General features: G+C 45.5%; 24 protein-coding genes. 11 read left to right on the forward strand and 13 right to left on the reverse strand.

Annotated elements, in window-relative coordinates; genetic code table 11:
- The first annotated feature begins 75 nt into the window (after positions 1–75).
- Positions 76–927: a hypothetical protein gene (locus tag NIES593_RS19400; RefSeq protein ID WP_217651975.1), complete on the forward strand. Its 852-nt coding sequence runs from the start codon at positions 76–78 to the stop codon at positions 925–927.
- A gap of 16 nt (positions 928–943) precedes the next feature.
- On the forward strand, positions 944–3,412 hold the full coding sequence (recG, locus tag NIES593_RS19405; protein ID WP_073601153.1) for an ATP-dependent DNA helicase RecG: 2,469 nt from the start codon (positions 944–946) through the stop codon (positions 3,410–3,412).
- On the opposite strand, the gene NIES593_RS19410 is transcribed toward recG, so the two are convergent.
- Both NIES593_RS19410 and NIES593_RS19415 read right to left on the reverse strand, forming a co-directional pair.
- The gene (locus NIES593_RS19410; RefSeq protein ID WP_015145591.1) at positions 3,389–3,634 is read right to left on the reverse strand and encodes a hypothetical protein; all 246 of its coding nucleotides are present in this window, start codon (positions 3,632–3,634) and stop codon (positions 3,389–3,391) included. The genes recG and NIES593_RS19410 overlap by 24 nt on opposite strands.
- A 112-nt stretch (positions 3,635–3,746) precedes the next feature.
- The gene (locus NIES593_RS19415; RefSeq protein ID WP_073601154.1) at positions 3,747–5,015 is read right to left on the reverse strand and encodes a hypothetical protein; all 1,269 of its coding nucleotides are present in this window, start codon (positions 5,013–5,015) and stop codon (positions 3,747–3,749) included.
- Positions 5,016–5,188: 173 nt separating this feature from the next.
- Between NIES593_RS19415 and queG the strand changes: the two genes are divergently transcribed.
- Positions 5,189–6,118 (forward strand): tRNA epoxyqueuosine(34) reductase QueG, encoded by a 930-nt coding sequence (gene queG, locus NIES593_RS19420; RefSeq protein ID WP_073601155.1) that lies wholly within the window; start codon positions 5,189–5,191, stop codon positions 6,116–6,118.
- Between the two features lie 148 nt (positions 6,119–6,266).
- Positions 6,267–6,926 (forward strand): HAD-IA family hydrolase, encoded by a 660-nt coding sequence (locus tag NIES593_RS19425; RefSeq protein ID WP_073601156.1) that lies wholly within the window; start codon positions 6,267–6,269, stop codon positions 6,924–6,926.
- Between the two features lie 66 nt (positions 6,927–6,992).
- On the opposite strand, the gene NIES593_RS19430 is transcribed toward NIES593_RS19425, so the two are convergent.
- Positions 6,993–7,415 (reverse strand): hypothetical protein, encoded by a 423-nt coding sequence (locus tag NIES593_RS19430; RefSeq protein ID WP_073601157.1) that lies wholly within the window; start codon positions 7,413–7,415, stop codon positions 6,993–6,995.
- 169 nt (positions 7,416–7,584) lie between these two features.
- On the opposite strand from NIES593_RS19430, the gene NIES593_RS19435 reads away from it, so the two are divergent.
- Positions 7,585–8,166, forward strand: a complete 582-nt coding sequence (locus NIES593_RS19435) for a thioredoxin family protein (protein ID WP_073601158.1) — start codon at positions 7,585–7,587, stop codon at positions 8,164–8,166.
- A 251-nt stretch (positions 8,167–8,417) separates the two neighbouring features.
- On the opposite strand, the gene NIES593_RS19440 is transcribed toward NIES593_RS19435, so the two are convergent.
- The 4 genes from NIES593_RS19440 to NIES593_RS24335 all read right to left on the reverse strand — a co-directional run bounded on the left by NIES593_RS19440 (position 8,418) and on the right by NIES593_RS24335 (position 11,636).
- Positions 8,418–9,143 carry a Stp1/IreP family PP2C-type Ser/Thr phosphatase gene (locus NIES593_RS19440; protein WP_073601159.1) on the reverse strand — a complete coding sequence of 242 codons (726 nt, stop codon included), beginning with the start codon at positions 9,141–9,143 and terminating at the stop codon, positions 8,418–8,420.
- 133 nt (positions 9,144–9,276) lie between these two features.
- On the reverse strand, positions 9,277–10,965 hold the full coding sequence (locus tag NIES593_RS19445) for an AarF/UbiB family protein (protein WP_175561182.1): 1,689 nt from the start codon (positions 10,963–10,965) through the stop codon (positions 9,277–9,279).
- A gap of 194 nt (positions 10,966–11,159) precedes the next feature.
- Positions 11,160–11,456 carry a DUF6825 family protein gene (locus NIES593_RS19450; protein ID WP_073601161.1) on the reverse strand — a complete coding sequence of 99 codons (297 nt, stop codon included), beginning with the start codon at positions 11,454–11,456 and terminating at the stop codon, positions 11,160–11,162.
- A 12-nt stretch (positions 11,457–11,468) separates the two neighbouring features.
- Positions 11,469–11,636: a hypothetical protein gene (locus NIES593_RS24335; RefSeq protein ID WP_015145582.1), complete on the reverse strand. Its 168-nt coding sequence runs from the start codon at positions 11,634–11,636 to the stop codon at positions 11,469–11,471.
- Between the two features lie 34 nt (positions 11,637–11,670).
- On the opposite strand from NIES593_RS24335, the gene NIES593_RS19455 reads away from it, so the two are divergent.
- Complete coding sequence (locus tag NIES593_RS19455) at positions 11,671–12,252, forward strand: hypothetical protein (RefSeq protein ID WP_073601162.1); 582 nt, start codon at positions 11,671–11,673, stop codon at positions 12,250–12,252.
- 14 nt (positions 12,253–12,266) lie between these two features.
- Here NIES593_RS19455 and NIES593_RS19460 read toward each other — a convergent pair whose 3' ends face one another.
- On the reverse strand, positions 12,267–13,529 hold the full coding sequence (locus tag NIES593_RS19460; RefSeq protein ID WP_073601163.1) for an FIST signal transduction protein: 1,263 nt from the start codon (positions 13,527–13,529) through the stop codon (positions 12,267–12,269).
- A gap of 264 nt (positions 13,530–13,793) precedes the next feature.
- Between NIES593_RS19460 and NIES593_RS19465 the strand changes: the two genes are divergently transcribed.
- Together NIES593_RS19465 and NIES593_RS19470 are read left to right on the forward strand one after the other, a co-directional pair.
- The gene (locus NIES593_RS19465; protein ID WP_073601164.1) at positions 13,794–14,018 is read left to right on the forward strand and encodes a Calvin cycle protein CP12; all 225 of its coding nucleotides are present in this window, start codon (positions 13,794–13,796) and stop codon (positions 14,016–14,018) included.
- Positions 14,019–14,163: 145 nt separating this feature from the next.
- Positions 14,164–14,769, forward strand: a complete 606-nt coding sequence (locus NIES593_RS19470; protein ID WP_073601165.1) for a DUF3177 family protein — start codon at positions 14,164–14,166, stop codon at positions 14,767–14,769.
- Positions 14,770–14,860: 91 nt separating this feature from the next.
- On the opposite strand, the gene NIES593_RS19475 is transcribed toward NIES593_RS19470, so the two are convergent.
- Both NIES593_RS19475 and NIES593_RS19480 read right to left on the reverse strand, forming a co-directional pair.
- A complete protein-coding gene (locus NIES593_RS19475) occupies positions 14,861–16,051 on the reverse strand; it encodes a GNAT family N-acetyltransferase (protein WP_073601166.1) in 1,191 nt (396 codons plus the stop codon).
- Positions 16,052–16,131: 80 nt separating this feature from the next.
- Positions 16,132–16,953, reverse strand: a complete 822-nt coding sequence (locus NIES593_RS19480) for a RibD family protein (protein ID WP_073601167.1) — start codon at positions 16,951–16,953, stop codon at positions 16,132–16,134.
- Between the two features lie 304 nt (positions 16,954–17,257).
- On the opposite strand from NIES593_RS19480, the gene NIES593_RS19485 reads away from it, so the two are divergent.
- Positions 17,258–19,288 (forward strand): sensor histidine kinase, encoded by a 2,031-nt coding sequence (locus tag NIES593_RS19485; RefSeq protein WP_073601168.1) that lies wholly within the window; start codon positions 17,258–17,260, stop codon positions 19,286–19,288.
- A gap of 7 nt (positions 19,289–19,295) precedes the next feature.
- Here NIES593_RS19485 and NIES593_RS19490 read toward each other — a convergent pair whose 3' ends face one another.
- Complete coding sequence (locus tag NIES593_RS19490) at positions 19,296–19,934, reverse strand: transaldolase family protein (RefSeq protein ID WP_073601169.1); 639 nt, start codon at positions 19,932–19,934, stop codon at positions 19,296–19,298.
- 128 nt (positions 19,935–20,062) lie between these two features.
- Between NIES593_RS19490 and NIES593_RS25310 the strand changes: the two genes are divergently transcribed.
- A complete protein-coding gene (locus NIES593_RS25310; RefSeq protein WP_073601170.1) occupies positions 20,063–22,015 on the forward strand; it encodes an ABC transporter ATP-binding protein in 1,953 nt (650 codons plus the stop codon).
- 297 nt (positions 22,016–22,312) lie between these two features.
- Here NIES593_RS25310 and ald read toward each other — a convergent pair whose 3' ends face one another.
- Complete coding sequence (gene ald / locus NIES593_RS19500; RefSeq protein ID WP_073601171.1) at positions 22,313–23,398, reverse strand: alanine dehydrogenase; 1,086 nt, start codon at positions 23,396–23,398, stop codon at positions 22,313–22,315.
- A 96-nt stretch (positions 23,399–23,494) separates the two neighbouring features.
- Here ald and NIES593_RS19505 point away from each other — a divergent pair, with 96 nt between their 5' ends.
- A complete protein-coding gene (locus tag NIES593_RS19505) occupies positions 23,495–24,454 on the forward strand; it encodes an aldo/keto reductase (RefSeq protein WP_073601172.1) in 960 nt (319 codons plus the stop codon).
- 1 nt (position 24,455) lies between these two features.
- Here the strand turns inward: NIES593_RS19505 and NIES593_RS19510 are convergent, their stop codons facing one another.
- Complete coding sequence (locus NIES593_RS19510) at positions 24,456–26,027, reverse strand: hypothetical protein (protein ID WP_073601173.1); 1,572 nt, start codon at positions 26,025–26,027, stop codon at positions 24,456–24,458.
- Positions 26,028–26,564: the final 537 nt, after the last annotated feature.

Here is a 26,564-nt window from a genome sequence, read left to right on the forward strand (position 1 = left end):
AATCCCTGAAGAAGCGCACAAGGGGGTATCTCGATCGGATTGCTATTGAATTGACAAATTGATATGGCCAGAGCAATGCAACAAATCAAGCAAGATCTAGCAACACTAGAAGAGAAAGTTGCCAATCTTGCCGTTGAACTACGGGCGCTCTATGGCAGATATCTAAAATTATTGAGTCATTCAGCCAGAAAACAGTTAATTTTGGCAAGCTATCAGATTTGCACCCAAGCCTACCCAGAATCATTTTTAAAATTATCTGGAAGAGATCGCCAGAAACTACAAGAAAATCTGAGAAAACTAGGAAAAAATCTTCAGTCTCAACTACTCGCGCTTTTAGCTCTTCCCATTCATTCTAGCGATGTCACTCCCCTAGAAGCAGAAGAGCTTTTATTGCCGCCTTCCGAGGAAGCATCGCCACCAGAAACAGAAGTCCGAGCACAAGAACCAGAATCCGAAAAAATAGCCAATCCGGAAGACCTAATTCGTTGGTGCCAACAAATAGAGCAAGGCATTCAAGAGACCTTAGAAACTTTATCTCAAGAAGTTAATTTCTTTTTGCAAGAAGCCCAAATTTTACCCGCTCAAGTGCCAGTAAAAATTCTAGAAATGGCGATGCAAACTGAAGCAAGCGCTGCCTCGGCGAGCGGTTCCCCCAATCTCCTAAGCTTATTAGTCGAAACCGAACGAGAAGGCGAACAAGAATCGCCAGCGCCCAAAGAGAATGCCAAAATAACCAAGCTAACAGCCATTCATCTGCGACTTGTAGAGATTGAATTTTCCGATCCGACCTTAAACATCGAACGCGATCGCGTTCGCACTTGGCTAGAAAAACTCAAAAAAATTCGGCAACAATATCTTCAACTACAACGCGAATCGGCCATTGCTGAAGCTGAAGCAGCATGGCGTGCGACTTGGTACGAAGATTAAGGAATTACGATCGATTATGAATTCTGAAATTCCAGACTGGGTACGGTTGCAAAAAGCGCTTTCGATAGAAGCACAACGGGGTTTTACCGACCTCGCGGGCAATCAATATCGCTTTAGCGAATTTCTCTGCCTGAGTTTCGGACAAGCGCCCCCCGTCGGCACTCCCGGATCGGAACGCCGTCGCTGGCAGGAATTTGCGCTTCGGTTTGCCCGCTATTCCCAGCTGCCCCCAGCGCAGCGTCAATCGCTCGTCCTAGAAGCACGTCGCTTTCTTTACGACCTCAGACAGACGCTAGAATCTTCTCCCGAACTCTCTCAACCCAAACTTCCTCGCACGAAACCCGCGATTGGGAATAGTAAAACAGCTAGCGATCGCTTCGTCAGTCTCGACGATCCGATCGGCACTTTGGCCGAGGTAGGACGCATCAGAGAGAAATCTTTAGAAGAGCGTCTCGGTTTGCGAACCGTGCGCGATCTTCTCTTTTACTATCCCCGCGACCACATCGATTATGCCCGTCAAGTCAATATTGCCCATCTCGTCGCTGGAGAAACCGTAACAGTCATCGGAACCGTCAGACGCTGTAACTGCTTTACCAGTCCAAAAAATAGCAAATTAACGATTTTTGAGCTACTTATAAGGGATAAAACCGGACAAATCAAGCTCAATCGTTTTTTTGCTGGAACTCGCTTTACCAACCGTGGTTGGCAGGAAAATCAAAAACGGCAATATCCTCTCGGTTCGGTAGTCGCTGCCTCTGGATTGGTCAGAAAAAATAAGTATGGCTTGACGCTCGAAGATCCAGAAATTGAAGTACTAGATAGTTTAGGAGCGAGTATCGAATCGCTGAAAATCGGTCGAGTGCTGCCCGTTTATCCGCTATCTGAAGGCATCACGGCCGATGTCGTCAGAAAGGCGGTGATTGGGGCGATGGGAGCGATTAGTCAAATTAAAGAACCCTTGCCAGTCAGTCTGCGCAATCAATATGGATTGCTGGGGTTAAAAGATGCGATCGCCAATATTCATTTTCCCACCGATGCAGATACTCTGGGTTACGCGCGACGGCGATTGGTGTTCGACGAGTTTTTCTACCTACAATTAGGATTTCTCCACCGCCGACACCAGCAGCGTCAAACCGAAACAAGCGCCATTTTTACCCCTTCTGGTCAATTAATCGAGAAATTTAATCAAATCATTCCTTTTAGCTTGACTAATGCTCAAAAACGTGTTGTTAGCGAAATTCTCGCCGATTTAAACTCCTCCACGCCGATGAATCGCTTAGTACAAGGAGATGTGGGTTCGGGCAAAACAATCGTTGCCGTCTTTGCCATTCTTGCTGCCATTCAATCAGGCTATCAAGCTGCAATGATGGCACCAACAGAAGTCCTAGCAGAACAACATTACCGCAAAATCGTCAGTTGGTTTAACTTGCTGCATCTCCCTGTAGAACTCCTCACCGGATCTACCAAAGTCTCTAAACGTCGGGAAATTCATGCTCAATTGCAAACGGGAGAATTGCCCTTACTCATAGGAACTCACGCTCTCATACAAGACCCCGTTAACTTCCGCAGATTGGGTTTAGTCGTCATTGACGAACAACATCGCTTTGGCGTGCAACAACGGGCGCGTTTACTATCCAAAGGACAATCCCCCCACGTTCTCTCCATGACGGCAACTCCCATTCCCCGAACGCTAGCGCTGACCATGCACGGGGATTTAGACGTGAGTCAAATTGACCAATTGCCTCCAGGAAGGCAACCGATTCAGACGACCGTCTTATCGGGAAGAGAACGCAGCCAAGCTTACGAACTCATTCGGCGAGAAGTTGCCCAAGGACGACAAGCCTACGTGATTTTTCCAGTCATTGAAGAATCGGAAAAGCTTGACGTTCGCGCCGCCGTAGACGAATACCAACGCCTCAGAGAAACTATCTTTCCCGACTTTCAAATCGGGCTATTGCACGGGCGCATGAATTCCCAGGATAAAGAAGCAGCCCTCAATGCATTCAGAGACAATCAAACGCCAATTATCGTTGCTACCACCGTCATCGAGGTTGGGGTAGACGTGCCCAATGCGACCGTGATGTTAGTCGAAAATGCAGAACGGTTTGGCTTATCCCAGTTGCATCAGTTGCGGGGTCGCGTCGGTCGCGGCAGCCATAAGTCTTACTGTTTGTTAATGAGTAGCAGTAAAACCCCAGATGCTCATCAGCGGTTGAGCGTCTTGGAACAGTCTCAGGATGGCTTCTTTATCTCCGAGATGGATCTGCGGTTTCGCGGTCCCGGCGAAATTTTGGGCACTCGTCAGGTGGGATTGCCCGATTTTGCCTTGGCGAGTTTAGCGGAGGATCGAGAGGTGTTGGAATTAGCCCGGGATGCGGCAGAAAAGATTATGATGAGAGATCCAACTCTCAAAGAGATGCCCTCTATCAAAAAAGAGTTGGAGATCCGCTATCAACGGCTGTTAGGTGGAAATATTTTGACATAGATACGCTTCGAGTTGCAGCGCGAGTCCGGTGAGAAAATCGGCAGAATGTTGTTGACCTTGCTCTGCTGCCATACTTGCCACGCCGCGCATGACTTCGACCAACCCGATATCGATTAAATCTGGATTGACCTTGAAGCTTATATCGGTTGCTTCCTCGTCGCCCAAAGCTGCCAGCAGCGATTCGATTAATTCGAGATAGGCGAGATAACGTTCTGCATCCATAAAAGTACCTTAGATTGCGTGTTTTAATCGCGACTGGCTTGCCGAAAATCGAGCGATTCTCCACGGGGCGCGGATGCGGATCGCGCTGCCCAAGACCATACAATTGTAGTTACTAAAACTCCTCAAGCTCGTTCGGTTCCGAGTTCAACATTTCTGGTGCCTTGGGGGAAATGAGGATTTCTTGTAGTTGACCGAGAAATAGGTTTTGAGCGATCGCGCTGGCATCTTCAGCAAGAGAAGCTTGCGACTGTTTAATTTTAGCTCGAACTTCTGGTGAATCTACTGCTGCTTGTTGTCGTAGCTTAATATTCCCTAAGTTGCTTTGATAGGTTGTCAGTAAAGTTTGGGTTTCTAGATATCCTGGCTCTGGCCCATCAACCGTTTTTAACAGTGCGATCGCGACTTCCCACAGACTAACGCATTCGTGCCATTGGGTTGCGCCAAGGGGAGGATTTTGACAGGTTTGAGCGGCTCGATCGGCAAATTGCTTGGCAGTATCGATTAAAGTATTGGCGCGGTTGTTACGGGCGACTAAACTGGAAGCTTGTTGAAAGTCGCTTTGATAAGTATCGAGTTTGGCGTTTGCCCTCCTTCCCGCCAGAGTAGCTGGAGGAAGTTTAAATAATTCATCTAAAGCTGTCTGCCAAGTCTCAATAGCTGCTTGCTTTTGTGCTAGGGTAAACGAGCGATGATAAGTTTGTTTGGCTTGCTGGATCGTTGCTTCTAAGGTTTCGAGTCGAGCGATCGCATTTTTTTCTTGGAAAATTATCGTTTCCATGCGCCTAACCCGATCGCGTACCGCCCTAATCTCATCCCACGTCACCTGCCAAGATGGCTGGCGTTCGTCGTCCAAAACTTCTTCTACAGGCAAGGCATCGAGATTTTTTTGTGCCTGTCGGACTTTTTGTGCGCCCAATTGGAGATCGTTTTTGCTGGCAGCTCGATCGACGAGTTGCTCTGCTTGTTCTAGATGAGCGATCGCCTCTCGATAGTTCCGATCGATTTCGACATGGGTAGGGAAAAGTAGAATCGATGCAGTTCTAGCGACGGGTTGGCGAGTTGAGGGTAAATTGACCAGCCAAACTAGCCCTGCCAAACCCGCCAAACCTGCCACTGCCCAGGATACAACGGCTACAGGACTGAAGGTTCGATTCACTTGCGCTGCTATTTTGAGGGCTTGTTCGCTAAAATTGGGAAAGATATCGCTCGTTAACTGACGCAATTCTTCTTCGGCAATTGGTTTGCCCGCGCGATCGCGCAGCTTTTCTAGGCGCTTGAGCGCGATATCTCTTGCGACTTGTGGGACGAATTTTTCGCTAGCAGCACATTTTTCTACTTCAGCCTGTAGAATTTTCCAAGCTTTTTGATTCAGGCGCGACATATCCTTAACCTCTAGCTACCGGAATTAGTGTTCCCAAATTCCCACCAATTCGCACTAAGATAGCGACTAGAAAAAAAGTTTTTTTTCTCCCCGCAAACCGGGGATAGATATTCGATAACAGACGGCTCAAGTAGAAAAGATGTTGCGCCCTACTGCTAACTGGTAACTGTTCCGTGACCCTCGATAGTCTGCAAATTAAAGAAAAAGCCTTGTCTTTGGGGTTTCATCAAGTCGGTATTGCTGCGATCGCAAACGATCCGGACGACTCAGCCGCTGCCCGACTACAAGCTTGGCTGGCTCTAGGATATCATGCGGATATGGCATGGATGGCGAACCCAAAACGCTTCGATATTCGTGCCTGCATGAGCGAAGTACAATCTGTCATTTGCGTTGCCCTTAACTATTACACGCCCCATCAACGTCCAGAGGGCAAGGAATACGGCAAAATTTCTCGCTATGGCTGGGGAAGAGATTACCACAAGGTAATGCACAAAAAGCTCAAAGCCCTCAGTCAATGGCTGGAAGCGCAAGCAGAAGGCATTCAAACTCGTTATTATGCCGATACGGGTCCCGTACAAGATAAAGTTTGGGCGCAACGGGCAGGAATTGGATGGATTGCCAAAAATGGAAATGTAATTACGAGAGAATACGGTAGTTGGATATTTTTAGGTGAAATTTTGACTAATATAGCCTTAAAAGCCGATACTCCCCATGCAGAACACTGCGGGACTTGTACTCGCTGTCTGGAAGCTTGTCCGACAGGTGCGATCGCCAAACCTTTCATAGTGGATGCCAATCGCTGCATTGCCTATCATACAATTGAGAATCGCGCCGAAGAATTACCCACATCGATCGCCTCCCATTTGTCTGGTTGGATAGCAGGATGCGATATTTGTCAAGATGTCTGTCCGTGGAATCAGCGTTTTGCGAAAGAGACGAATATTGCCGATTTTCAGCCTTATCCTTGGAACATCGGACCAAAACTTAGGGAATTAGCCGAGATGAGCGATGAAGAGTGGGAGCGTCGATTTCCAGCCTCAGCGTTACGAAGGATTAAACCTGCGATGTTGCGTCGAAATGCTCGTGCTAATCTAAATAAATAAGGAATTTTAAAGAATCTAATATTAAAGAGCCAAGTATCCAGAAGCAATTGCTGGAAATTGCCACCTTCTTGTCTTAATCCCAATGCAGAAACGTCAGACCATTACTATCGAGTTTTTTCGACTCCGTGGTAGCTACTTCTAAATAACAATGACAGTTAAAGTAATAATTTTTGATTTTGATGGAACTATTGCAGATACTCACGACGCATTAGTTGAAATTACCAATCGCCTAGCAGGAGAATTTGGTTATAAACCTGTAGGTCAAGACGAACTTGAGATCTTAAAGACTTTAAGTTCTAGAGAGATTATAAAACGATCGCAGATTGCAGCAATTAAAATTCCCTTTCTCCTGAGAAGAGTCAAAACGGAATTAGGCAAAAAAATTAGAGATCTCAAGCCAGTTACGGGAATGGAAACCGCTCTATTTTGCTTAAAGGAGCAGGGTTATCAATTGGGAATTGTTACGTCTAATCAAAAGGATAATGTCTGCGCTTTTCTAGAAAATAACAACTTAGAATCGCTGTTTGATTTTATTTATTCGGGAGCTTCTTTGTTTGGAAAACATAAAGTTCTCGAAAAAATTCTCAGGCAATATAATTTACAACCCGATGAAGTCATTTATGTTGGCGATGAGACAAGAGATATCAATGCTGCCAAAACAAGCCGCGTCAAGGCAGTTGCCGTTGGTTGGGGATTCAATTCGCCATCGATTTTAGCCCAACATCAACCCGATTGTTTGATTTATCGTCCCCAAGAACTCGTCCGCGCGATCGCAAATTGTCAAACCGTCGATCGAAAAGCGCTTTAAGCAGCTAGAGTCGATCCAACTTAGATCTATTATTTTGAGAGTTTTCTGTTGCGATCGCCACTAAAACTACTCGTGACTTTCAGAGATCGCACTTGTTGGCTTTCTGATTATCCATTTTCGCAATTGCTGTACCAGGGAAAAGGCTTTTTGTTGGGGTTTGGATAAATCCATAGAACGCGATACTACAACGAAACGACCGCCAGATTTTTGGCGAATAACCGGAAGATAAACCGAACGATATTCGCAAATCTGAAATCGTTTAGCATGACGCTGTTTGACTCTAAAAAAGCGGCTGTCTTGGTTGACTTGGGTTGCGATCGCCTGAAATTCCCAAATGGCTCTTTCTAACTCGGCTGATAATAGATTAATCCTTTCCGACTGCGCCTGTAACTGTTTTAAACCAATTTTGATACGTTCTTTAGGGTCAGTCTCAATAAAATTTTGAGATTCTAAAGGGAGAGCAGGAACTAACGTTAACAGTTTCTTCATATTCGTTGAGGTGTTAATCCTTCTTCAGATTGTAGAACATTAGTACCATGAGTACAAGATCGATCGAGAGCGATCGCTACTTGAATTTTGATTGTAAATCCTAGTATTTGTACGAGAATATAGATTGAAAGATAGATATAGATTTAGTTCGGATTAGGAATTTGCATCAATGGCATTAACCGAATCGACCATGTTATCGCTGGGAACAAAAGCGCCCGATTTCCAGCTACCGGATGTTGTCTGGGGCAAGACGATTTCTCTAGAGACATTTGCCGACCAAGAAGCGCTTTTGGTGATGTTTATTTGTCAGCATTGTCCTTTTGTTCAACACGTCAAACACGAGTTAGCCAAGCTTGGCAAAGACTACGCCGATACCAAACTCGGCATTGTCGCCATCAGTGCCAACGATGTTGCCAACTATCCCGACGATTCTCCCGAAAACCTCAAAGCCATGGCACAGGAACTCGGCTTTACTTTTCCCCTATGCTATGACGAAAGCCAAGAGACGGCTAAGGCTTACACGGCTGCTTGTACGCCAGACTTCTTCCTCTTCGATGCCAATCGACAGCTTGTTTACAGGGGTCAATTGGATGACAGCCGTCCTAACAACAATATCCCCGTGACGGGTAAAGATTTACGCGCCGCGATCGATGCCCTACTAGCAGGTAAAGAAGTCGATTCTCACCAAAAACCCAGTATCGGTTGCAACATCAAATGGAAGCGCGGCAACGAACCTCCCTACTACGGTTAAAGATTTCAACGCATGTGTCGCGCAGGATTCCCTAATCTTCCATCAACTTGCTGATGAGTTTTTATGGACGATTTGAAAGTATTGACAGAGGAAAGTTTCGCAATTGGCATCAACGCCTAGAACTAAAGTTCTAGGCTCAAAGCTCAACTTTATTAAAATAGACTGAAATTCCTATCGAGTCTTTTTTTAGAAGACTTTTTCTATCTTTCTATCGGCTAGGAAATTAATTACCGAGTTTGGCAACAAGCTTGCTAGTATTGAACAATAATCACTACAGTAATGTTATCGGAGCCTCCAGCTTTTTTAGCAGCTTCGACAAGCTGCGTTGCGGCTTCTTCGCAGGTCTGGCTCGACTGAAGGACTTCGCCAATCAGTTCGTCAGGGACTTCTTCGGTCAATCCATCGCTGCACATCAGCAAGCGATCGCCTGCTTTAACGTCCAAAGGATAGATATCCATTTGGTGTAAATCCTTGCGTCCCAGACATTGGAATAACACGTGCCGCCAGGGGTGCACTTTGGCTTGTTCTGGGGAAATGTCTCCAACTTTGAGCGCCCGTGCCACCCAAGTATGATCTTCGCTAATCTGTTCTAATTGGGAATCTCGCAATCTGTAAAGACGGGAATCGCCAATATGAGCGTACCAAGGTTGGTTTTGGCGGAACGCGACCACCACGGCAGTCGTTCCCATATCTCCCCGTTCGGGATGGTCGTATTGATCTTCGAGAATGCCTTGATTGGCTTGTTTCAATGCCTCTTCTAGGAGAACGTCAGAAGCCATGTCGGAATCCCAATGTTCGTCCAAGTAAGCCGCGATTCGCTTAGTGGCAATTTGACTGGCTTCCTGTCCGCCAGCATGCCCTCCCATGCCATCAGCGACTATAAAAAAGCGCCCTTCAGGGTCGAGATAGAAATTATCCTGATTGACTGAGCGCAGCAATCCGGGATCGGTAAGACCCGTGAAGCGACGTTTCATCATTGGCAAGCTTGATTCCAACACGGTAATAGGAACGATCGATTATATAGTTAGGAAAGTGATACTCAATGATAAACCAGATTTGCGTTTAACCTCTACAATTTATCATTTTCCTGTTATTTGTCAGAGTTGACCTTTAAAACATCCGATCTAAGCGATCGAGCCGTCTGAGCAGGCGAAAGAAAGCCCAAGCGGGAGCTATTGCCAACAAAAGAACAGCTATTGCTGCTTGTACTTTGCCATAGACATATAAAATTGTCGCAGACAAGATGAAGGTAGCAATAAATAAAGTATAGTTAGTTCCGAGTTGAAGCGCACTCAAACGTCGCAAAATGCGATCGGATTCGCTAGATCGCACCCGAATTTTAATATCGCCGCGTTCTAACTTCTCGATCGTATCTTCGATGCGCCCGGGCAGTCCCAACGCCGTAGTGCCAACTCGCGCTGCTTCTCGTCCCAGTTCGTCAAAAATATTGCTTCCGTTTCTACCGTTTGTGTTGCTCATAAGCTGTATAGCAAATGGTTGTGCCACCTCCATAAAGTTAAATTCCGGATCTAACCCTTTGCCCACGCCTTCTAGAGTTGAAAAGGCTCGCATAACAAAAGTAAACGTCGCTGGAAAGCGAAAGGGCTGATCGTAAGCGATCTCGTAAAGATCTTCGCTAATTTGGTCGATCGATTGCTCTTCAAACGGCTTATCCATGAAGTTATCAAGCATGTACTGGATCGAACGCCGCACCGGACTCATATCTCCTGTTGGCTCTAAGGCTCCCAGCTCGATCAAGGAATTTACCACGCGATCGGCATTTTTCTCGGCAATGCCAAACAGGGTCTGCATTAATTTTTCGCGAATATTGGTCTTAATCTCGCCCATCATGCCGAAGTCGTAGAAAATCAACGATCCATCGGGGCTGACAGCCAGGTTGCCGGGATGGGGGTCGGCGTGAAAGAAGCCGTCATTAAGCAATTGTTGCAGATAAGCTCTAGCCCCAAGTTTAGCGAGTAATTTTCTATCCAGCCCAGCCGCTTCTAGGGCTTCGTAGTGACTGATTTTAATCCCAGGTACGTATTCGAGCGTTAAAACTCGCGGCGACGTATAACGCCAATAGACTTTAGGGACTTTCACCCAATTTTGAGTGCGAAAGTTGCGGCGGAAGGTGTCGGCGTTACGCCCTTCGTTGAGATAGTCCGTTTCTAGCCAAAGAATGCGGCAGCACTCCTCATATATTCCCAGCCAATCGCGTCCTTTACCCCACTTAGGATGATTTTGAAAATAATGGGCAATCTTTTTGAGAATAGCCAGATCGATAGTGAACAGCTTTTTCAAACCGGGACGCTGGACTTTGACGACCACTTCTTCCCCGGAATGCAGTTGGGCTTTATGAACTTGTCCCAAGCTAGCCGCCGCGATGGGAACGGGATCGAAATGGCGAAAGAGTTTATTCATCGGCTTGCCTAAATCGGCTTCCACGATCGCGACTACTTGTTCGTAGGTAAAGGCGGGAACTTGGTCTTGTAGTTTGGCGAGTTCTTCTACGTATTCGGCGGGGAATAAATCTGCTCGCGTCGAGAAGAGCTGACCGACTTTAATGAAAGTCGGTCCCAACTCCAGTAGGCTTTCTCGAATCCAAGCTGCTTGCATTTTTCTGCGTCGGAAAAGCTTGGCTTCCTCGTACCCACCCTTATAGCTCCACTTTTTGCCGTTGAGCCACAATTTGAGCAGCAATAGCAAAACGAACCGCCAAATATCAAAGCGTCGGCGATTGATAGAGTAATTTTCTTGATTCCAGCGATAGGCACTCTTAGGGGATGGGTTTGGGAGAATGCGCTTGCTGGAGTCAGGATCGGGTGAGTACTGAGTGGTGTTGTTAGTGTTGGGAGACAGGGCAGACACTCGTTTTGTTTTCGTGAATCTTTACTGGAGATGATATTAATCTCAAAAATTGTAAAAATTTTTAAGAAAAAATTAACAATTTAAGGACACGGCTGAGGAATAACGCGATCGCGCTTCAAGGCAAACTAACTGCGAAAATTTTTGATTTCTGCCCGCAGGCGAGCGATTTCGGCTCGCAGTTCGTCGATTTCTTCCTGTAAGTCTCCGGAAGACTCTGTTGCCCCTGTCGTGCTTTCTTGAGCAGCTTCCCGCTCTGCCCTGGCCTGAACTTCTTCAACGAATTTGCGCAGGCGCTCTCGCTGTTCGGCATCGAATTTGCCCAATTCGCTAAGGGCGTTGGTAAACGTCTCTTCAACTTTCTCATTTAGGACTTCAGCTAAAGCCCTACCAAAAAAGAAGGCGCGCAGAACTGGATTGCTCATGGGAAAACTTTCTTAATCAGTTTCGTAACAAATTATATCTTGCTTCTCTAAAAACCTGGGATCGAGCAGGAAGGCTAAATTCCGAAAAGAAGTTAAGCCTAGGAAAACTGTAGCGATCGCGCTAGCATACTGACAACGGGTAAAAGTCTCCTCATAAAAACGAGCAATCGCGCCGCCCATTGACCGTTTTCAACTCACAAAGGAGAAGGGACGAATGACAAAAGAATTGATGAAAATTCTGAGCGGTATTCTTTTTCTCAGTTGCATCAGCCCCGTTGCCGCCCATAACATCGAGACCGATGGCGATGTCGGCGCTACGTTTCATATCGAACCCAATCATAATCCCCGCGCGGGAGAACCTGCTAGAGCTTGGTTTGCCTTAACTCGTCAAGGCGGAGAACTGATTCCCCTAGACCAGTGTAACTGTCAGTTAACCGTTCGTCCTCAATCTAAGGATATAGAAGGCTCATCAATTCCCAATCCTCCACTAAAGGCTGTCTCGGCAGAACAGTATCGAAATATTCCTGGGGCAGATATTGTCTTTCCAGAAGCGGGAATTTATGAATTAGAGATCGGTGGAACTCCTAAAGGAAAGACAAAATTTAAGCCATTTAAGCTAGCGTATAGCGTTACCGTTCTTCCAGGAAAAACTGTCTCTCAAAAAAGTTCTTCACAGTCAGCAACTAATAAACACAATAAAGGGCAATGGATAGGGGTTGCGATCGCGTCTGTTGCTATTTTCTCGACGGTTAGCATTTATCTGGCGAAAAAACCATCTAAATCCAAAGAAAAATAATCCGAAAAAATCGATTAGGGCCGTCGTAAAATAGCAAATGCCGAGGTATAGCCGTGTAAAAACGTCCTACCGCCTACGGGACCGATTTCTCCGTTGCAGAAAAAACCTCCTAGAGGAATATCATGTAAATAGCGCCCAAAGAGCTTGGAATCGAAATTAGGCACTCCATAGAGAGCTTCTCCTCGTCCGAGACAAGAAAACATGAGAGCACCCGCCCCTAGAAAGGATGTTCCTTTTTCTTTTTGATAAGCTTCTAGGAGAAATTCTAGATCTTCAGCAGAGGTTTGAGAATCTCGCAGATGAAATTGTATCCTTTGACCGGGACGAATGCGATCGCCCACTGCCATGGCCCCCTTTCTCGGATCTACCCCTAGCAGATTCCGAATTAAAAAATCTCCTCGTCCCAGTTGAGATTTAAATTCATCCCTAGCAATGCCTATAAATAGCGAATGCTGGGCTAACTCGCGATCTTTATCGTCTAGAGTTTGCAGTAAGTCTCTCAACACCTCTAGTGGCGGACGAGAAGAAGACGCGATCCCTTCATTGCCATCCTCAATCTCGGTCAACTCCAGGATAATATTGCGCTCTCCCTGACTCACGCGATAGGGCTTGCCAATTGGGCGGCATCCTTGCGCCACAATCGTTTCTAGAATCAGGTTGCCGCTTAACGCTACGCCCACCGTCCCTTCGCGATATAAAGATGGGCCGGAATGGTTGGGGGAATGGTAAAATAAGGCACTTTGAACTCCCATCGTTTGGGTGCTAGCCAATCCTCCTACCTTCACCGAACCCGGATAAGCAAAATCTAGTCCCTCTATCAAATCATTGACTCTTGAGGTAAAAGGATCGCACAGCAAAATAAATTGAGGGTTTTTCTGAGGCGGAACTCCTATTAACTCTACCCAAGCTTCTGGCGAACTATCTAAATCTGGGATTTCCTCAGCCGAGACGTGGAACGGATGAATCTCGACCCCTGGCAACTGTGCTACACTGAGGCTAAGAGCAGGATCGCCTTCTACTTCGATAGTTTGGGAGCGATCGTCCGTGCCGATAACGCCACCGCCACCACAGCCAATCAGGACTGGGAGCGGAAGTTTTTCGAGCATTAGTGGCATCACGCGCGGAAAATCAGTGGCATAAGCAGAGGAAATGAAAAACACTCCTAAATCAGGATTTCCTGACAAAGACTGTTGAACCCTCTCAGTAACTTCTGCGATGGCGGTTTCTAGAGAGGGACGAGTTGATAAAGCATTTGTCCACTGCATCCGTTCGGTCATGGGTTTCGATGACAACTAAAGCCTAGTATTGTCAGGATTGGACGGCAAAAAATCTTGCTCTTTAAACAGAAAGCTTATATTTTGAGCTATAGTCAAATCTTAAGACATTAAGCTACGATTGAGCATGCAAAAACCAAATAAGATAGTACGTAAGATAAACAACTGTTTAAACTCAAAGAGCAGCAGCGCTACTGAGTAGACGATCGAAACCGTCAGCCCCAATCAGTTTTTATACTATATTCAGTCACTGAATTTAGAGGAATTATGAGCGATATCAAAAACCAAATCGAACAAGAGATTGAAAACGCCAGAACGGTTTGTAGTACGGAGGGAGCTACTTCTAGCGAATGTGCCGCTGCATGGGATGCAGTTGAAGAATTGCAAGCAGAAGCTGCCCATCAACGTCAAAAACACCCTGAAAAAACTTCTTTTCAACAGTACTGCGACGAAAATCCCGATGCGGCCGAATGTCGCGTTTACGACGACTAAGATAATGTTTAGCAGTTGAATACTGTTTTAGGCTCCTATTTTGCGGCAGTGAGAATCCTTTTGAGGATCTTCCCACTGCTGATTTTTTTGCACAATTATGTCTTTAAAATAATCTAGGATTATTTTCATTTACGAGCAAGAAGAGATGGATGAAACTTGGCTTCGACCTCTGGTATGGATGGATTACCGATTGGCGGTTTTATTTACCGTTATCGTGCCCGTTATTTTGTTAATTTGGGCGTTAGTTCGTCAAGCCGATGCAATTTTACGGCTATTAATTATCTACTGGCGGGTATCGAGTTTACTAATGATTACTGTTTATTTAGCGATCGCTACTTGGTCTTGTCCGTTTAGCTATATCACGGGATTGGTCGCCCGCATTCTCATTCCCATCTCACTTTGGTTTTGGGTCGATTTAAATGACGAAATTAGAGATTTGCCCCAAAGTTTTCTGAAACTGGTCTTGACTTCCTGGCGCTGGGCAGTAACGATTTATTCTAGTCTGGGCGCGATCGCTAGTCTCCCTTTTCTTTCTTGTGCTTTTTCGGGCGGAGAATATGCGGTCAATACTCCCTTTTGCCGGGTTTGGTTAGAAGCCCCCTGGGGGTACAAAGAATGGTTTCATCCCAATGCATCGCCGGGATTCTTAGGGTTTTTAGGCATGGTGGGATTGATTATTTACACGCTCTACTTTGCCTATTTTCTCCTGATTCGTTTGGGCAAACAAGGGCGATCGGCACTCGAACAATAGAATAGTCTTCTTAATTCTTGCGGGATTTCAAAACTTTGTAGAGATATTCCATGGAACGGCGCTACAAAAATGAGAATTTAGGAATCATAGCCTAAATTTGAAATTTTATTTCTCGCTTACTAAAAGGTAAATCTTGATTGATTGCATCGATTTCTTCCCGTTCCATTGCATTAATTTCACTGATGTAGTGACGTAAAAGATTGCTCATTCTTGGGTCGTAAAAGCGATGCAAGCTGTAATTGGGAGTTGCAGGAAACCCCCGCCGTTTTTTATGACTGCCGCCAGCACCGGGATCGAACATTTGGATACCCTGAGAAATTGCCCATTCAATCGGTTTGTAATAACACGCCTCAAAATGCAGGCAATCGTATTCTTGAAAACAACCCCAATAGCGCCCGTAAAAATTTTCGCCTTTGCGCAAACAAAAAGATAATCCTACGGGACGCGAATCGTCGTCTTCTCGATACGCCGTTATCAAAACGACACGATGGCGATAGCAAGGATAAAGTTGCTCGAAAAATTGGCGCGTTAAATATTTACTTCCCCAATAAAACTTGTCGCAAGTGCTACTGTAAAATCGATAAATTAAAGGAAATAAATGATGGGGAATTTCTTCACCTACTAAGGTTTTAACCTGTAGATTGGCATTAACAACCGCTTTGCGTTCGCGCTTAATATTGCGACGTTGATTGGCATTAAAGACTGCTAGATAATCGTCAAAGGTTTGAAAACCTCTATTTATCCAAATGTAGCTGTAGTGTAGCCAACTGCTGAAACCGTAACGTTCCATTACAGCACGCCAATCGGGATCGACAAACAGAAAATTGCAACCAGAGAGGCGGTTGCGATCGCAGAAACGATCGATCTCCGCTACCATCATTTCTGTAATCTCCGCTTCGTTTTCCCCCGGCGCGATCAAAAAGCGATAGCCTACGGCGGGAGTAAAGGGAGTCATCCCTAAAAGTTTTGGATAGTAACGCACTCCCAAACGATGGGACAAATCCGCCCATTGGTGGTCAAAAACAAATTCGCCGTAACTGTGACCCTTAATATACAAAGGCGCAGCCGCAATCAAGCTTCTATTTCGCCACACCGTGAGATGAACTGGTTGCCATCCAGTCCGCGCCGTCGCACTCCCAGACGTTTCTAGGTTATTGAGCCATTCCCACTCTAGAAATGGAGTTTTGAGGGGTTCGGCCAGGAAATCCCATTCGGCTTTAGGAATTTCAGCGATTTTTTCTATCCAGGCAATGGAATACTGGGGCTTGAATTGTTCGACCATCGAAGTCAGTAATCGGTAATCAGTAATCAATAATTCAGTCACTGATAATCAGCATTAATCATAGATTAATGTAATATTCCTTAACGTTGTAGTCGGTAGTGTAAAAAGATTTCTCCCTCAATTCGTTCTACACTCAATAATTCCAAGCGCCGCGCCTCTCGTGCTAGGAAACCCATTCCTTCTACTGGTGTTGGCGCGGTAGCGCCTCCCAAAATAAGCGGGCATAGAGTCAACCAAAACTCATCAATCAAATCTTCTGCCAGCAGAGAAGCCACCAATTCCCCACCCCCAAGAATTGCCAGTCTCTGCAATCCTAGTTCTTTGAGTTGCGCTAATGCATCTATCCAGTCAATCGATGTTGGATTGGAGATTGGGGATTGGTCAATTTTGGATTTTGGATTTTGGATTTTAGATCGATTGTCTCCCAACTCCCCCCATACTCCCCACACCCCTTGTCCCCCCGTCTCCCCATCTCCTCTTCTCCCCGTCTCAAAAGTCTCCCTTGCATCTGCGACTAAAATGCGATCGAAGCCCTCTTGCTTGCTTTCTCGCCACAATTTAGCGCCAGCCGCCGTCGCGAGCAACCAGCGAGGGACGGGTTGACGAAAAAAGGGCAATTGAGGATCGATTTGCGCCGAGGCAGAACAGAGGATGTGTATGGGTTGTGGCGGTTTTTGCTGCCTCTCTCTAGCCTGTAAGAATTGGGGATCGCGGATGGGAAGCGTCGTTCCATAGGCGCGAAGCGTGCCAGCCCCGAAAAGAACGCCATCGGCAAGGGAAATTTGTTTTTCCAAATGAGCTTTGTCGGCTGCCGAGGAAAATCGAGCGGGCGATCGCCCAACATCGGCAATTTTTCCATCAGCCGTCATCGCTAATATAACTGTAGTAAAAGGGCGATTCATTGGGTAAAAGCGGATAGGTAAAAAAATCAATCAATTTTTGTAGCTTTCTCCACCGAAGGTTGCCATTCAAGAGAAAAAAGTAAAATTGGCTACAAATTCTTAGAAAGTTCGCCAAGTAATTTAATCTATCAAGTAATCTAATGGGTCTCTATGCTATAACAGTGGAGACGAACAGGTAAACAAAAAGAGGTCATTCGCTTTTGACTCGCTAGGTTAAATTCTGACGTTAGTGATTCCCTAACTACTCAATTTAGCTTCACAGATCGAAACAATTTACGCTCTTCTTAGCGTTAACCTCAGTTTTATGGCACTCGGTCAATCTTCTTTTCGTCGCATTCTCTTGTCGCGCCTATTGCTGGTCAGCGTTCCCGTGCTTTTAGTAGGCGTGTATGTTACCTATCGAAAAGCCCGTTCGGCTTTTCTAGAGACGGCACGGCAAAATTTGACTGAAAGTGCAGTTAGAAAAGGAGAAAGTATCGATCGATCCATCGAGGCGCTACGAGCCAATCTTGCCACGGCAAGCGATAGCGTTGTTTTCAAGCAGGGAACGCCTATACAACAGCAAGCTTTTCTCGATCGCCTTGCCTCCAAACTTCCAAACCAAATTCAGTGCGTGCAGCTAACCAATTTTCAAACGGGGCAAGTTATAGCGAGTACCTGCGGGAATCAACCTCTCGACAACCCAGCTCGAAGCCAAGGGGCAGTAGGGCAAGAGTCACTGGCAGTTGAGGCAAACAAGATTTCCATTAAGTTCTTACTTCCCCAACAGCAGACGAGTTCAGAGAAAAATGAAGGTCAGTTAGAATTGCTCTTGTCGGCTCCGGTTTACGACGATCGCGATCGACCTCGTTACGTTTTGAGCTTTAAGTCGGCACTGCAAGAAAAAGAATTCGTATCTACCGAAACCCAACCCGGCTCGCTGACGGGTTATACGGTTGTCATTAACCAACAGGGAACTATCTTGGCACATCCCCTATCCGAACGGGTAGGACGCAATATTAGAGAAGAAGATGATGCCAACCGATTGAAAGATCTCGTCTGGAGCGCGATCGCAGGACAGCCCAAGTTTTTGCATTTATTTGCTTTTGATGAAGATGGTGTAGAACTCGTCGCGGGTTACAGTGCCATTGCCAGTCCCATTACCAGCGAGAGAGCTAAAAAATGGGTAATCCTCGCCGTAGCTCCCATAGACAAGGCACTAGCACCACTTCAGGATATTCAAAAAGCTCTATTTGGCATGACGTTGGCTTTGATCGTCGCCAGTATTCTGGTCATATTATATATTTCTCGCGAGCTAGCGCGTCCTCTAGAACAACTCAGAGATTACGCCATCAAAAAAGAGCTTTTTTGTAAAAAAACAGAAGCCCCTCAAACTTGCCCGCAAAATTTCAAAATTCGGGAGTTTAATCAACTGGCTTCGGCCATTCAAGAAATGCTCGAACGCCTCCAAACTTGGGGAGACGAGATCGTCTGTTCGTGGAGAGAAGCTCAGAATGCCAATCAGCTTAAAAACGAATTTCTCGCTACGACTTCTCACGAATTGAGAACCCCGCTCAACGGAATCATCAACTGCATTCGGATTATCAAAGAAGGTTATTGCGATAGCCGAGAAGAAGAAATAGAATTTTTGCAGCAAGCCGATAATGCAGCCATTCACTTGCTCAACATTATTAATGACATTTTAGATATTGCCAAAATTGAGGCGGGCAAACTATCTGTGAACCTAGAATCAGTCGATTTAGGCAAACTGCTCAAAGAAGTTATCAATCTGCAAATCGCCTCTATCCAGAAAAAAGGTCTGAAATTAAAAACTCCTCATTGGGAAAACGATATTATCATTTACACCGACCCGGCAAAACTCCGACAAGTTCTTTTGAACGTGATAGGTAATGCCGTCAAATTTACCCAGTCAGGCAGTATCGCGATTAGCATTGGCATCGAAAAAGATGAAGCGCCAGTAGCAAATGCTTCAAAGGTGGTTATAACGGTTAAAGATACCGGAATCGGAATCGATCCCAGCCAACAGGATAAGCTCTTTCACCCCTTCGTGATGGTAGATGGCTCAACAACCCGTCAGTTTGGCGGAACGGGTTTAGGATTGGCTATTTCCCGCAATTTAATCGAACTCATGGGAGGTAGCATTAAGCTGCACAGTGCTGGGTGCGGTAAAGGGACGACAGTTAAGATCGGCATCCCCCTGACGCCGATATCTCCCATCCGCGAAGTCAGCCGGCAACAGACTGAGAACGGCTCTCAGAAGCTTCTTGCCAGTCATTGCGAGTTACCGCCAGCTAATCTCGCCTCCTCAAAAGAGTTGACCTGTTCTCAGAAATAGCCAAGTACTATAGCAATTCTATTCCCGTTCCATTACTATTAAACTCCTCTACAGTTTGCTCAGATAGCTCGTGAGTCGTCATCGCTTGCAAAACGCTTAAAGGCAAAGTTAGATGATGCGCTCCCGCTCGCAAGGCAGCAGCAGCTTCGTTAGGAGTTTTCAGACTAGCAGCAAGGATTTCTGTCGCGCTCCCTTGCAATAAGGCAGCCATATCGCGTACCAACGCCAAACCATCGCCCAACAATCTCGTCGCACGATTGACGTAGGCGATCGCATATTTTGCTCCCGCCTCCCGCGCTACTGCCGCTTGTGCCGCGCTATAAATCGCCGTTACCGCACAGGGAATTTCCGGCGACAGTTGTGCTACTACTTGAAACCCAACCGCAGTCGCCGGAACCTTCAGTACCGTTTTCGCGCCAATAATTTCAAAGGCACGTCGTCCTTGTGCGATCGCGCGATCGCGATCGGTTGCAGTAAGCTGATAGTATAGCTCGCCGGGACTGATAGCAGCGAGTTTTTTTAAGGTCTCCTCCGGAGATAGATCGCTTTTGGCTAGTAAAGTGGGATTGGTGGTAATTCCTTTTATCCATCCCAGTTTGCCCGCTATCTCTGCTTCGCTAACGATCGCCGAGTCCAAGTAAATCATAGTAACTGGTAACTGATAACCGACTACTGATTATAGGATTTTCTTTTACCGTTGCCCTACGATGGATCGGTTAAAATCCATTTAACCAACCAAACCGATCGCCAAAGTTAGTTGACTTTGAATTGCTTATGAGTGACGCTACTGTTAATATCCACGAACTGACAAGCGACACTATTCTCGACGTTCGCAACTTGCGAGTTGAATTTCTGAGCGACTCGCGCAATAATTTTTCAGAAAATTCTTGCCCAAGAGCAGTAGATGACATAAGCTTTCAACTCAAACGAGGACAGATTTTAGGGATCGTCGGCGAGTCGGGTTCGGGGAAATCCGTTACTTCTTTGGCGATTATGGGATTGATTCCCAGTCCCGGCAAAATTAGCGGAGGCGAAATTTGGTTTCGTCCTGCCAGGGAAAATAATCATGCACGGGACGCAAGACTTGTCAATCTCCTAGCCTTAAGCGAAGAAAAGCGGCGCAATTATCGGGGAGGGGAAATTGCCATGATTTTCCAAGAACCGATGAGCGCTCTAAACCCAGTTTATACGATTGGCTTTCAAATTATCGAAGCGATTCGACTACATCAAAATGTCACGCCAGAACAAGCCAAAAATCAAGCGATCGCGCTTTTGCAAGAAGTTAAACTTATCCCTAGCGACGAACAGTTAGAAAACGAGTATTTAGAGAAAAATAAAAGTAATCAAAACACTGAGGCAGGTTTTGTCACCCAACGAGTTAAAAATTACATCAAGCAGTACAAACAATCAATCCTCAAACGCTATCCCCACCAACTTTCTGGCGGTCAACTACAACGGGTTACTATCGCCATGGCAATTTCTTGCAACCCAACCATTTTGATTGCTGACGAACCGACAACGGCACTCGACGTAACAGTACAAGCAGAAATTCTGCACCTGCTGCGGGAGTTATGCAAAACCCATCGAGATATGTCGATGATTTTTATTTCTCACGATTTGGGAGTCATTAATCAAATTGCCGATGCAGTTGTCGTAATGTATGGGGGAAAAATCGTCGAAGCAGGCAATAAGGACAAGATTTTATACGAACCAAAACATCCCTATACAAAAGGCTTGTTAGCTTGTCGCCCTCGTTTGCATTCCCAGTTAGAAATACTGCCCATCGTAGAAAATTTTATGATAGCGACCAAAGATTCTGCGACGGGAAAAGTATTATCGATTCAGGAAAAAGAACCGCCCGAATTTAAGACGATCTCTCCTCAAAAGCGACAAGAACGATTATCTTACCTGCAACAAAAAGAAAATTTATTATCGGTCTCAAATTTGTCCGTTCAATTTCCCGTTCGCGGGATGTTCGGTCAAACAAAAGATTTTTTTAAAGCAGTAGACAATGTTTCTTTTGAGGTCAAGCCAGGAGAAACCCTAGGATTAGTCGGAGAATCAGGTTGCGGGAAATCGACCCTTGCTCGCACGATTTTGCGTTTAATTCCAGCAACAACTGGAAAAATTAAATTTCGGTTTCGAGAAGCCACTAAAGAAGAGGATATTTCTCAGCTATCCATGGGCGATGAAAAACTGCGTTTTTTGCGAAGAAAAATGCAAATTGTTTTTCAAAATCCCTACAATTCTCTCAATCCTCGCCTGACTATTGGAAAGGCAATTATGGAGCCGATGACTATTCATAACTTAGAGAAAAGTTCGCGAGCAAGACGAGAAAAAGTTAAGGATTTGTTAGGACGAGTGGGGTTAAATCCAGATTGGTTCGATCGCTATCCTCACGAACTATCGGGAGGTCAACGCCAACGGGTATGTATAGCTAGAGCCTTAGCAGTCGATCCTGAGTTTATTATTTGCGACGAATCGGTATCGGCACTGGATGTTTCGGTACAAGCTGGCGTTTTAAATTTGCTCAAAAAATTGCAAAAAGATTTTAACTTGACTTACATTTTTATTTCCCACGATTTAAGCGTAGTTAAGTTTATGAGCGATCGCATTCTGGTCATGAACAAGGGAAAAATTGAAGAGATGGATATCGCAGAAAATATTATTAATAATCCCCAAAAAGACTACACTAAAAAGCTAATCGCTTCAATCCCTCAGTTTTAAAAAGTAATATTAAGTCCGTTCGTTCGATCGGAATAGGTAGTGCGAGCGTCTCGCTCGCGAGCTATTCTACCAATTTTCATTTAATTTTTGTTATATCAAATCCGGTTAAACAACCATATTGCTTGTAGGGGCGGGTTTGGTTTTTAAGTTATTAATTTCACTAAAAATCTTAGCTGAACCCGCCCCTACCGATATTTTGGGCAATCAAACGGATTTGATATTAGTGGTTAATTGCTATCAACTATTAACCACTAACAACTAACAAAAATAGCAATAGAAGATCGGGCTGGCTCCAAACTACGCCAAATCAGGAAAAACCTCCTGTACGGCTGGATGGACGATGTGACCGTCCTTGATATTCAATCCCTTGGCTAAAGCGAGATCCGTCTCTAATGCCTTGAGACCGTAATTAGCCAGCTTGAGAACGTAGGGAAGGGTACTATTATTGAGTGCCTGCGTTGCCGTCCAAGGAACCGCCCCCGGCATATTAGGAATACCTATATGAACCACTCCCTCTTCAATATAGCTAGGATGGCTGTGAGAAGTCGGTCGCAAAGTTTCGATACAGCCGCCCTGATCGACGGCAACATCGACAATGACCGAACCGGGACGCATTTGTCGTACCAAGCTTCGAGGAACTAAAATCGGCGCTCGTCGTCCTAAAATTAAGACCGCACCGATCAGTAAATCTGCCTCCGGAACCGCCGTTTCTATGTGTGCCGGACTGCTGTAAAGTAGCTCGACTCTAGAACCAAATAAAGTTTCTAAATAGGCTAAGCGATCGACATTAACATCGAGAATTTGCACTTGAGCGCCCATTCCGACGGCAATTCTGGCCGCTTCGGTTCCCACCACGCCACCGCCGAGAATGACGACTTTAGCGGGACGTACCCCAGGAACGCCACCTAGCAGGACTCCCCGTCCGCCTTGCTGCTTCTCTAGATATCTTGCCCCAAACTGTACCGACAAGCGCCCGGCAATAATGCTCATGGGGGTAAGCAGAGGAAGCCTTCCGTCGGGAAGTTCGACCGTTTCATAGGCGATCGCGATCGCGCCGCTTTTGAGCAAATGTTCTGTCAAGCGGCGATCGGCTGCTAAATGCAAGTATGTAAATAATAATTGCCCTTTTTGAAGATATTGATATTCTGGGGGTAGGGGTTCTTTGACCTTGACAACTAATTCATGGTTCCATGCTTCAGCTGCACTGGCAACAATATTAGCCCCTGCTCGTACATACTCTTCATCGGGAAAGCCTGCACCGATACCCGCACCCGTTTCTACAAAAACAACGTGCCCGTTGTCAGAAAGTACTCTCGTACTGCTGGGGCTTAAGCCGACCCGAAATTCTTGGTCTTTTGTCTCTTTTGGAACGCCAATTTTCATATAATTACCTTCGATCCCATCCCCTCTTATACTGTAACGTAGACCTAGAGATTGCTTCTGTAGTCACTATTTCTTTTAAGCAAGAGTCAAAGGACAATGAAAAAGCGATCGCTTGGCAATAGCGATATTCAAATTACTCCCATTCTCATGGGAACTTGGCAAGCTGGCAAGCGAATGTGGGTGGGAATTGAAGACGAAGAAAGCATCAAAGCGATTCGAACTGCATATGAGGCAGGCATTACCACCATTGACACTGCCGAAGTCTATGGAGAGGGACACTCAGAACAAATTGTCGCCAAAGCCCTCTCAGATGTTCGCGATCGAGTGGTCTATGCCACTAAAGTCTTTGCCAATCATCTCAAATACGACCAGGTAATAGAAGCGTGCGATCGCTCTCTCAAAAATCTCAACACCGACTACATCGACCTTTACCAAATCCATTGGCCCTCCGGTTCGTTCAAGACAGAAATTGTCCCCATCGAAGAGACGATGAGCGCTCTTAACCAACTCAAACAACAGGGGAAAATCCGCGCGATCGGAGTTTCTAATTTCTCTCGCGCCCAACTAGAAGAAGCTTCGCAATATGGACGCATCGATAGCTTACAGCCTCCTTATTCGCTCTTTTGGCGGCTAGTAGAAACCGATGCCATGCCCTATTGCATTGAAAACAATATCTCGATCCTCGCCTATTCGCCTCTCGCTCAGGGACTACTGACCGGGAAATTCGCTCCCGACCATAAATTTGCTGAAGGCGACCATCGCTCGAAAAATAAACTTTTTCAAGGAGAAAATTACCGACGCGCTCAAAAAGCACTGAACGAACTCCGTCCGATTGCCGATCGCAACAATTGTACTTTGGCTCAGCTATCTCTGGCTTGGTTAATTGCCCAGCCCCAAACCAACGCGATCGCGGGTGCAAGAACTGCCGAACAAGCCTCAGCAAACGCAAAAGCGGCAGAAGTAGAGCTTTCAGAGGAACAATTGCAAGCAATCGATCGCATTGGGCGACAAGTAACCGATTATCTCGATAAAAATCCGGTAATGTGGGATTTTTAGATTAAAATTGAGCGCGATCGCGATGTTTTTTCCCATAGCTCGCAAAATCCGTTAGAACGAAACAAAATTTTACAGTCAACCAAATTGCCAAAGCCAAGATTGCTCCCCAAACTGCAAAAAGAATAGGTACGATCTTGGCTATGCCGGAGCGACCTACCGATTTTTGAGCGATTACAAATGGCAGGAAATTAATTCTATTGAGATCTTTTAACTCAGCTTTTTTAGAATCTTCTAGTTCGGGACTGACTATCAAATTCTCCACACACTGCGTAGAGAAGGAACTATTGATTAAGCAAGCCATATTAGTCAAGCGCGTGCCCAAACGAAAAGGAGGGGAAGATCCGGAAGAGCTAGTTTGCTCCTGAGCAACTTCAAGCGTAATAGGCATGGCAACCGAGGCAAACTGAACCAAAATAGCTAACGTAAGGATGCCCCGCATCAGCCAAGTAGTTATCCCTCTAGTAGATAAGAGGTGCTGCACGAACAGGGCGACAAGAGGAATCAGCAACAGATGAACCGAGGTGACGTGATATCTGGCAGCCCATGCTGCATCTCCGTGCCAGAACGCAAGCCGACTGGTTATAACCATATGTAAGCTAAGGTTTAGGAGTCCAGTAACTAGATACCACTGTATGAAAGGGGAAAGTCTTTTCCAGAGGACAATTCCTAATACCAGGCAAGGCAACAGTAATGGATCGTAGATGAAAATACTTTTGGCTGGTGAGAATAGCACCCCAAGAATTCCGACATGCGGTGGGTTGACGAAGTAATTAATCGAATTGGGAGCCTGTTGCTGCGAATGTAGGCTCTGTCCGCTAACCCAAAAACCACCATAGCGGATGTAATCGATCGCTCGCCCCAGTAAAGCTAAGGGAAGAAAGCCAACTATCCATAGTCCTACCGACCTAATAACTTTAAGTTTATCGCGGCTTTGATAAGCCATGCAACCGACGAAAAAAAGAAGTACGGTCAAGACGTGAATAATACTCGTTAACCGAATCAGAGGAGCAGTACTTATTGCTAATCCGCTTAGCACAGCAAAGCGAAGTTGCCTAGATCGCACAAAGGCTAAAGCCGCAGCGTAACCGATAATGGCAAAGAGCAGCACTTGATTATTTTGAAAAGGCATTTGGGCATAAGGCAAAAATGTGGTGCCAAGTAACCAGACGATACTGGCTAATCCTGCAATGCGCTTCTCAAAATTAAACAGCCGCAGCAACCAAAAACAGGCAACAACAGCAGCAACATTTAAAGGGATGAAGGTCGCGATACTAACTACTATGAGCCGCAATTCTCTTGAGTCTATTGCTGGAAACCATTGGTGCAACTGAGTTCCCAACCAGTCACTAGGGAGCATTAGCAAAGATTGTCCTACCTCATAGAAGATGTAACGCTCGCCGCCTCTGCCTGGGACGCTAAAACTAAGATCCATATCTGTCGAAACTTCTTCAGTCCCCGTCCACCAAGCATGAGCCATCTGTAACCGCAATTCTGTATCTACCCCTAGCACCCCAGAAGTGATTACGCTAATCCACAACAAAGCAATTAGGGCTATCTTAACAGCAGTTTTCATCAATTTTTTTAGGTTTTACTAGATGTACATTCCAGAAAAAATATCCCTTAAAAATCTCGAAATTCGTATCTTTTTTACCTGAAGTAGATTTGAATTGTCAAGTATTTTATCGTTAAAAAACTTACTCAGAGGTCAGATTATAAAACCATCGAGTGTTCGATCTTAAAAGAACAAAATTTAATACAAATAAATCGAAAATCTATAAGTCTTATCTTCTGCAAGATAAAACTCAATTTCTATAAAATTCGAGCGATCGGATACCAGGGGGGGTTGTAGGGATGTTATTATTGGTGAATTTCAAATAAATTAGTAGGAGCAGGTTTTGGTAAATGAGAATAGAAACAAAATTAAAATCAACTCGCTAACACTTTCCCTACCCGATCGTACAGATTTGCTAGATTAAGTTTTTAATCGGATTTTATGTTAGAAAATTAAAGATGCAGAAAATTGAGAGAAAGTAATTTACCCTGTAGACGAGAGTAAAGCGATCGCAGCGCAAGACAATGTGCTTCTTTAAATTCATTCTTAGGCACGCGC

The organism is Hydrococcus rivularis NIES-593, from assembly GCF_001904635.1.
GTDB classification, from domain to species: Bacteria; Cyanobacteriota; Cyanobacteriia; order Cyanobacteriales; family Microcystaceae; genus Hydrococcus; species Hydrococcus rivularis.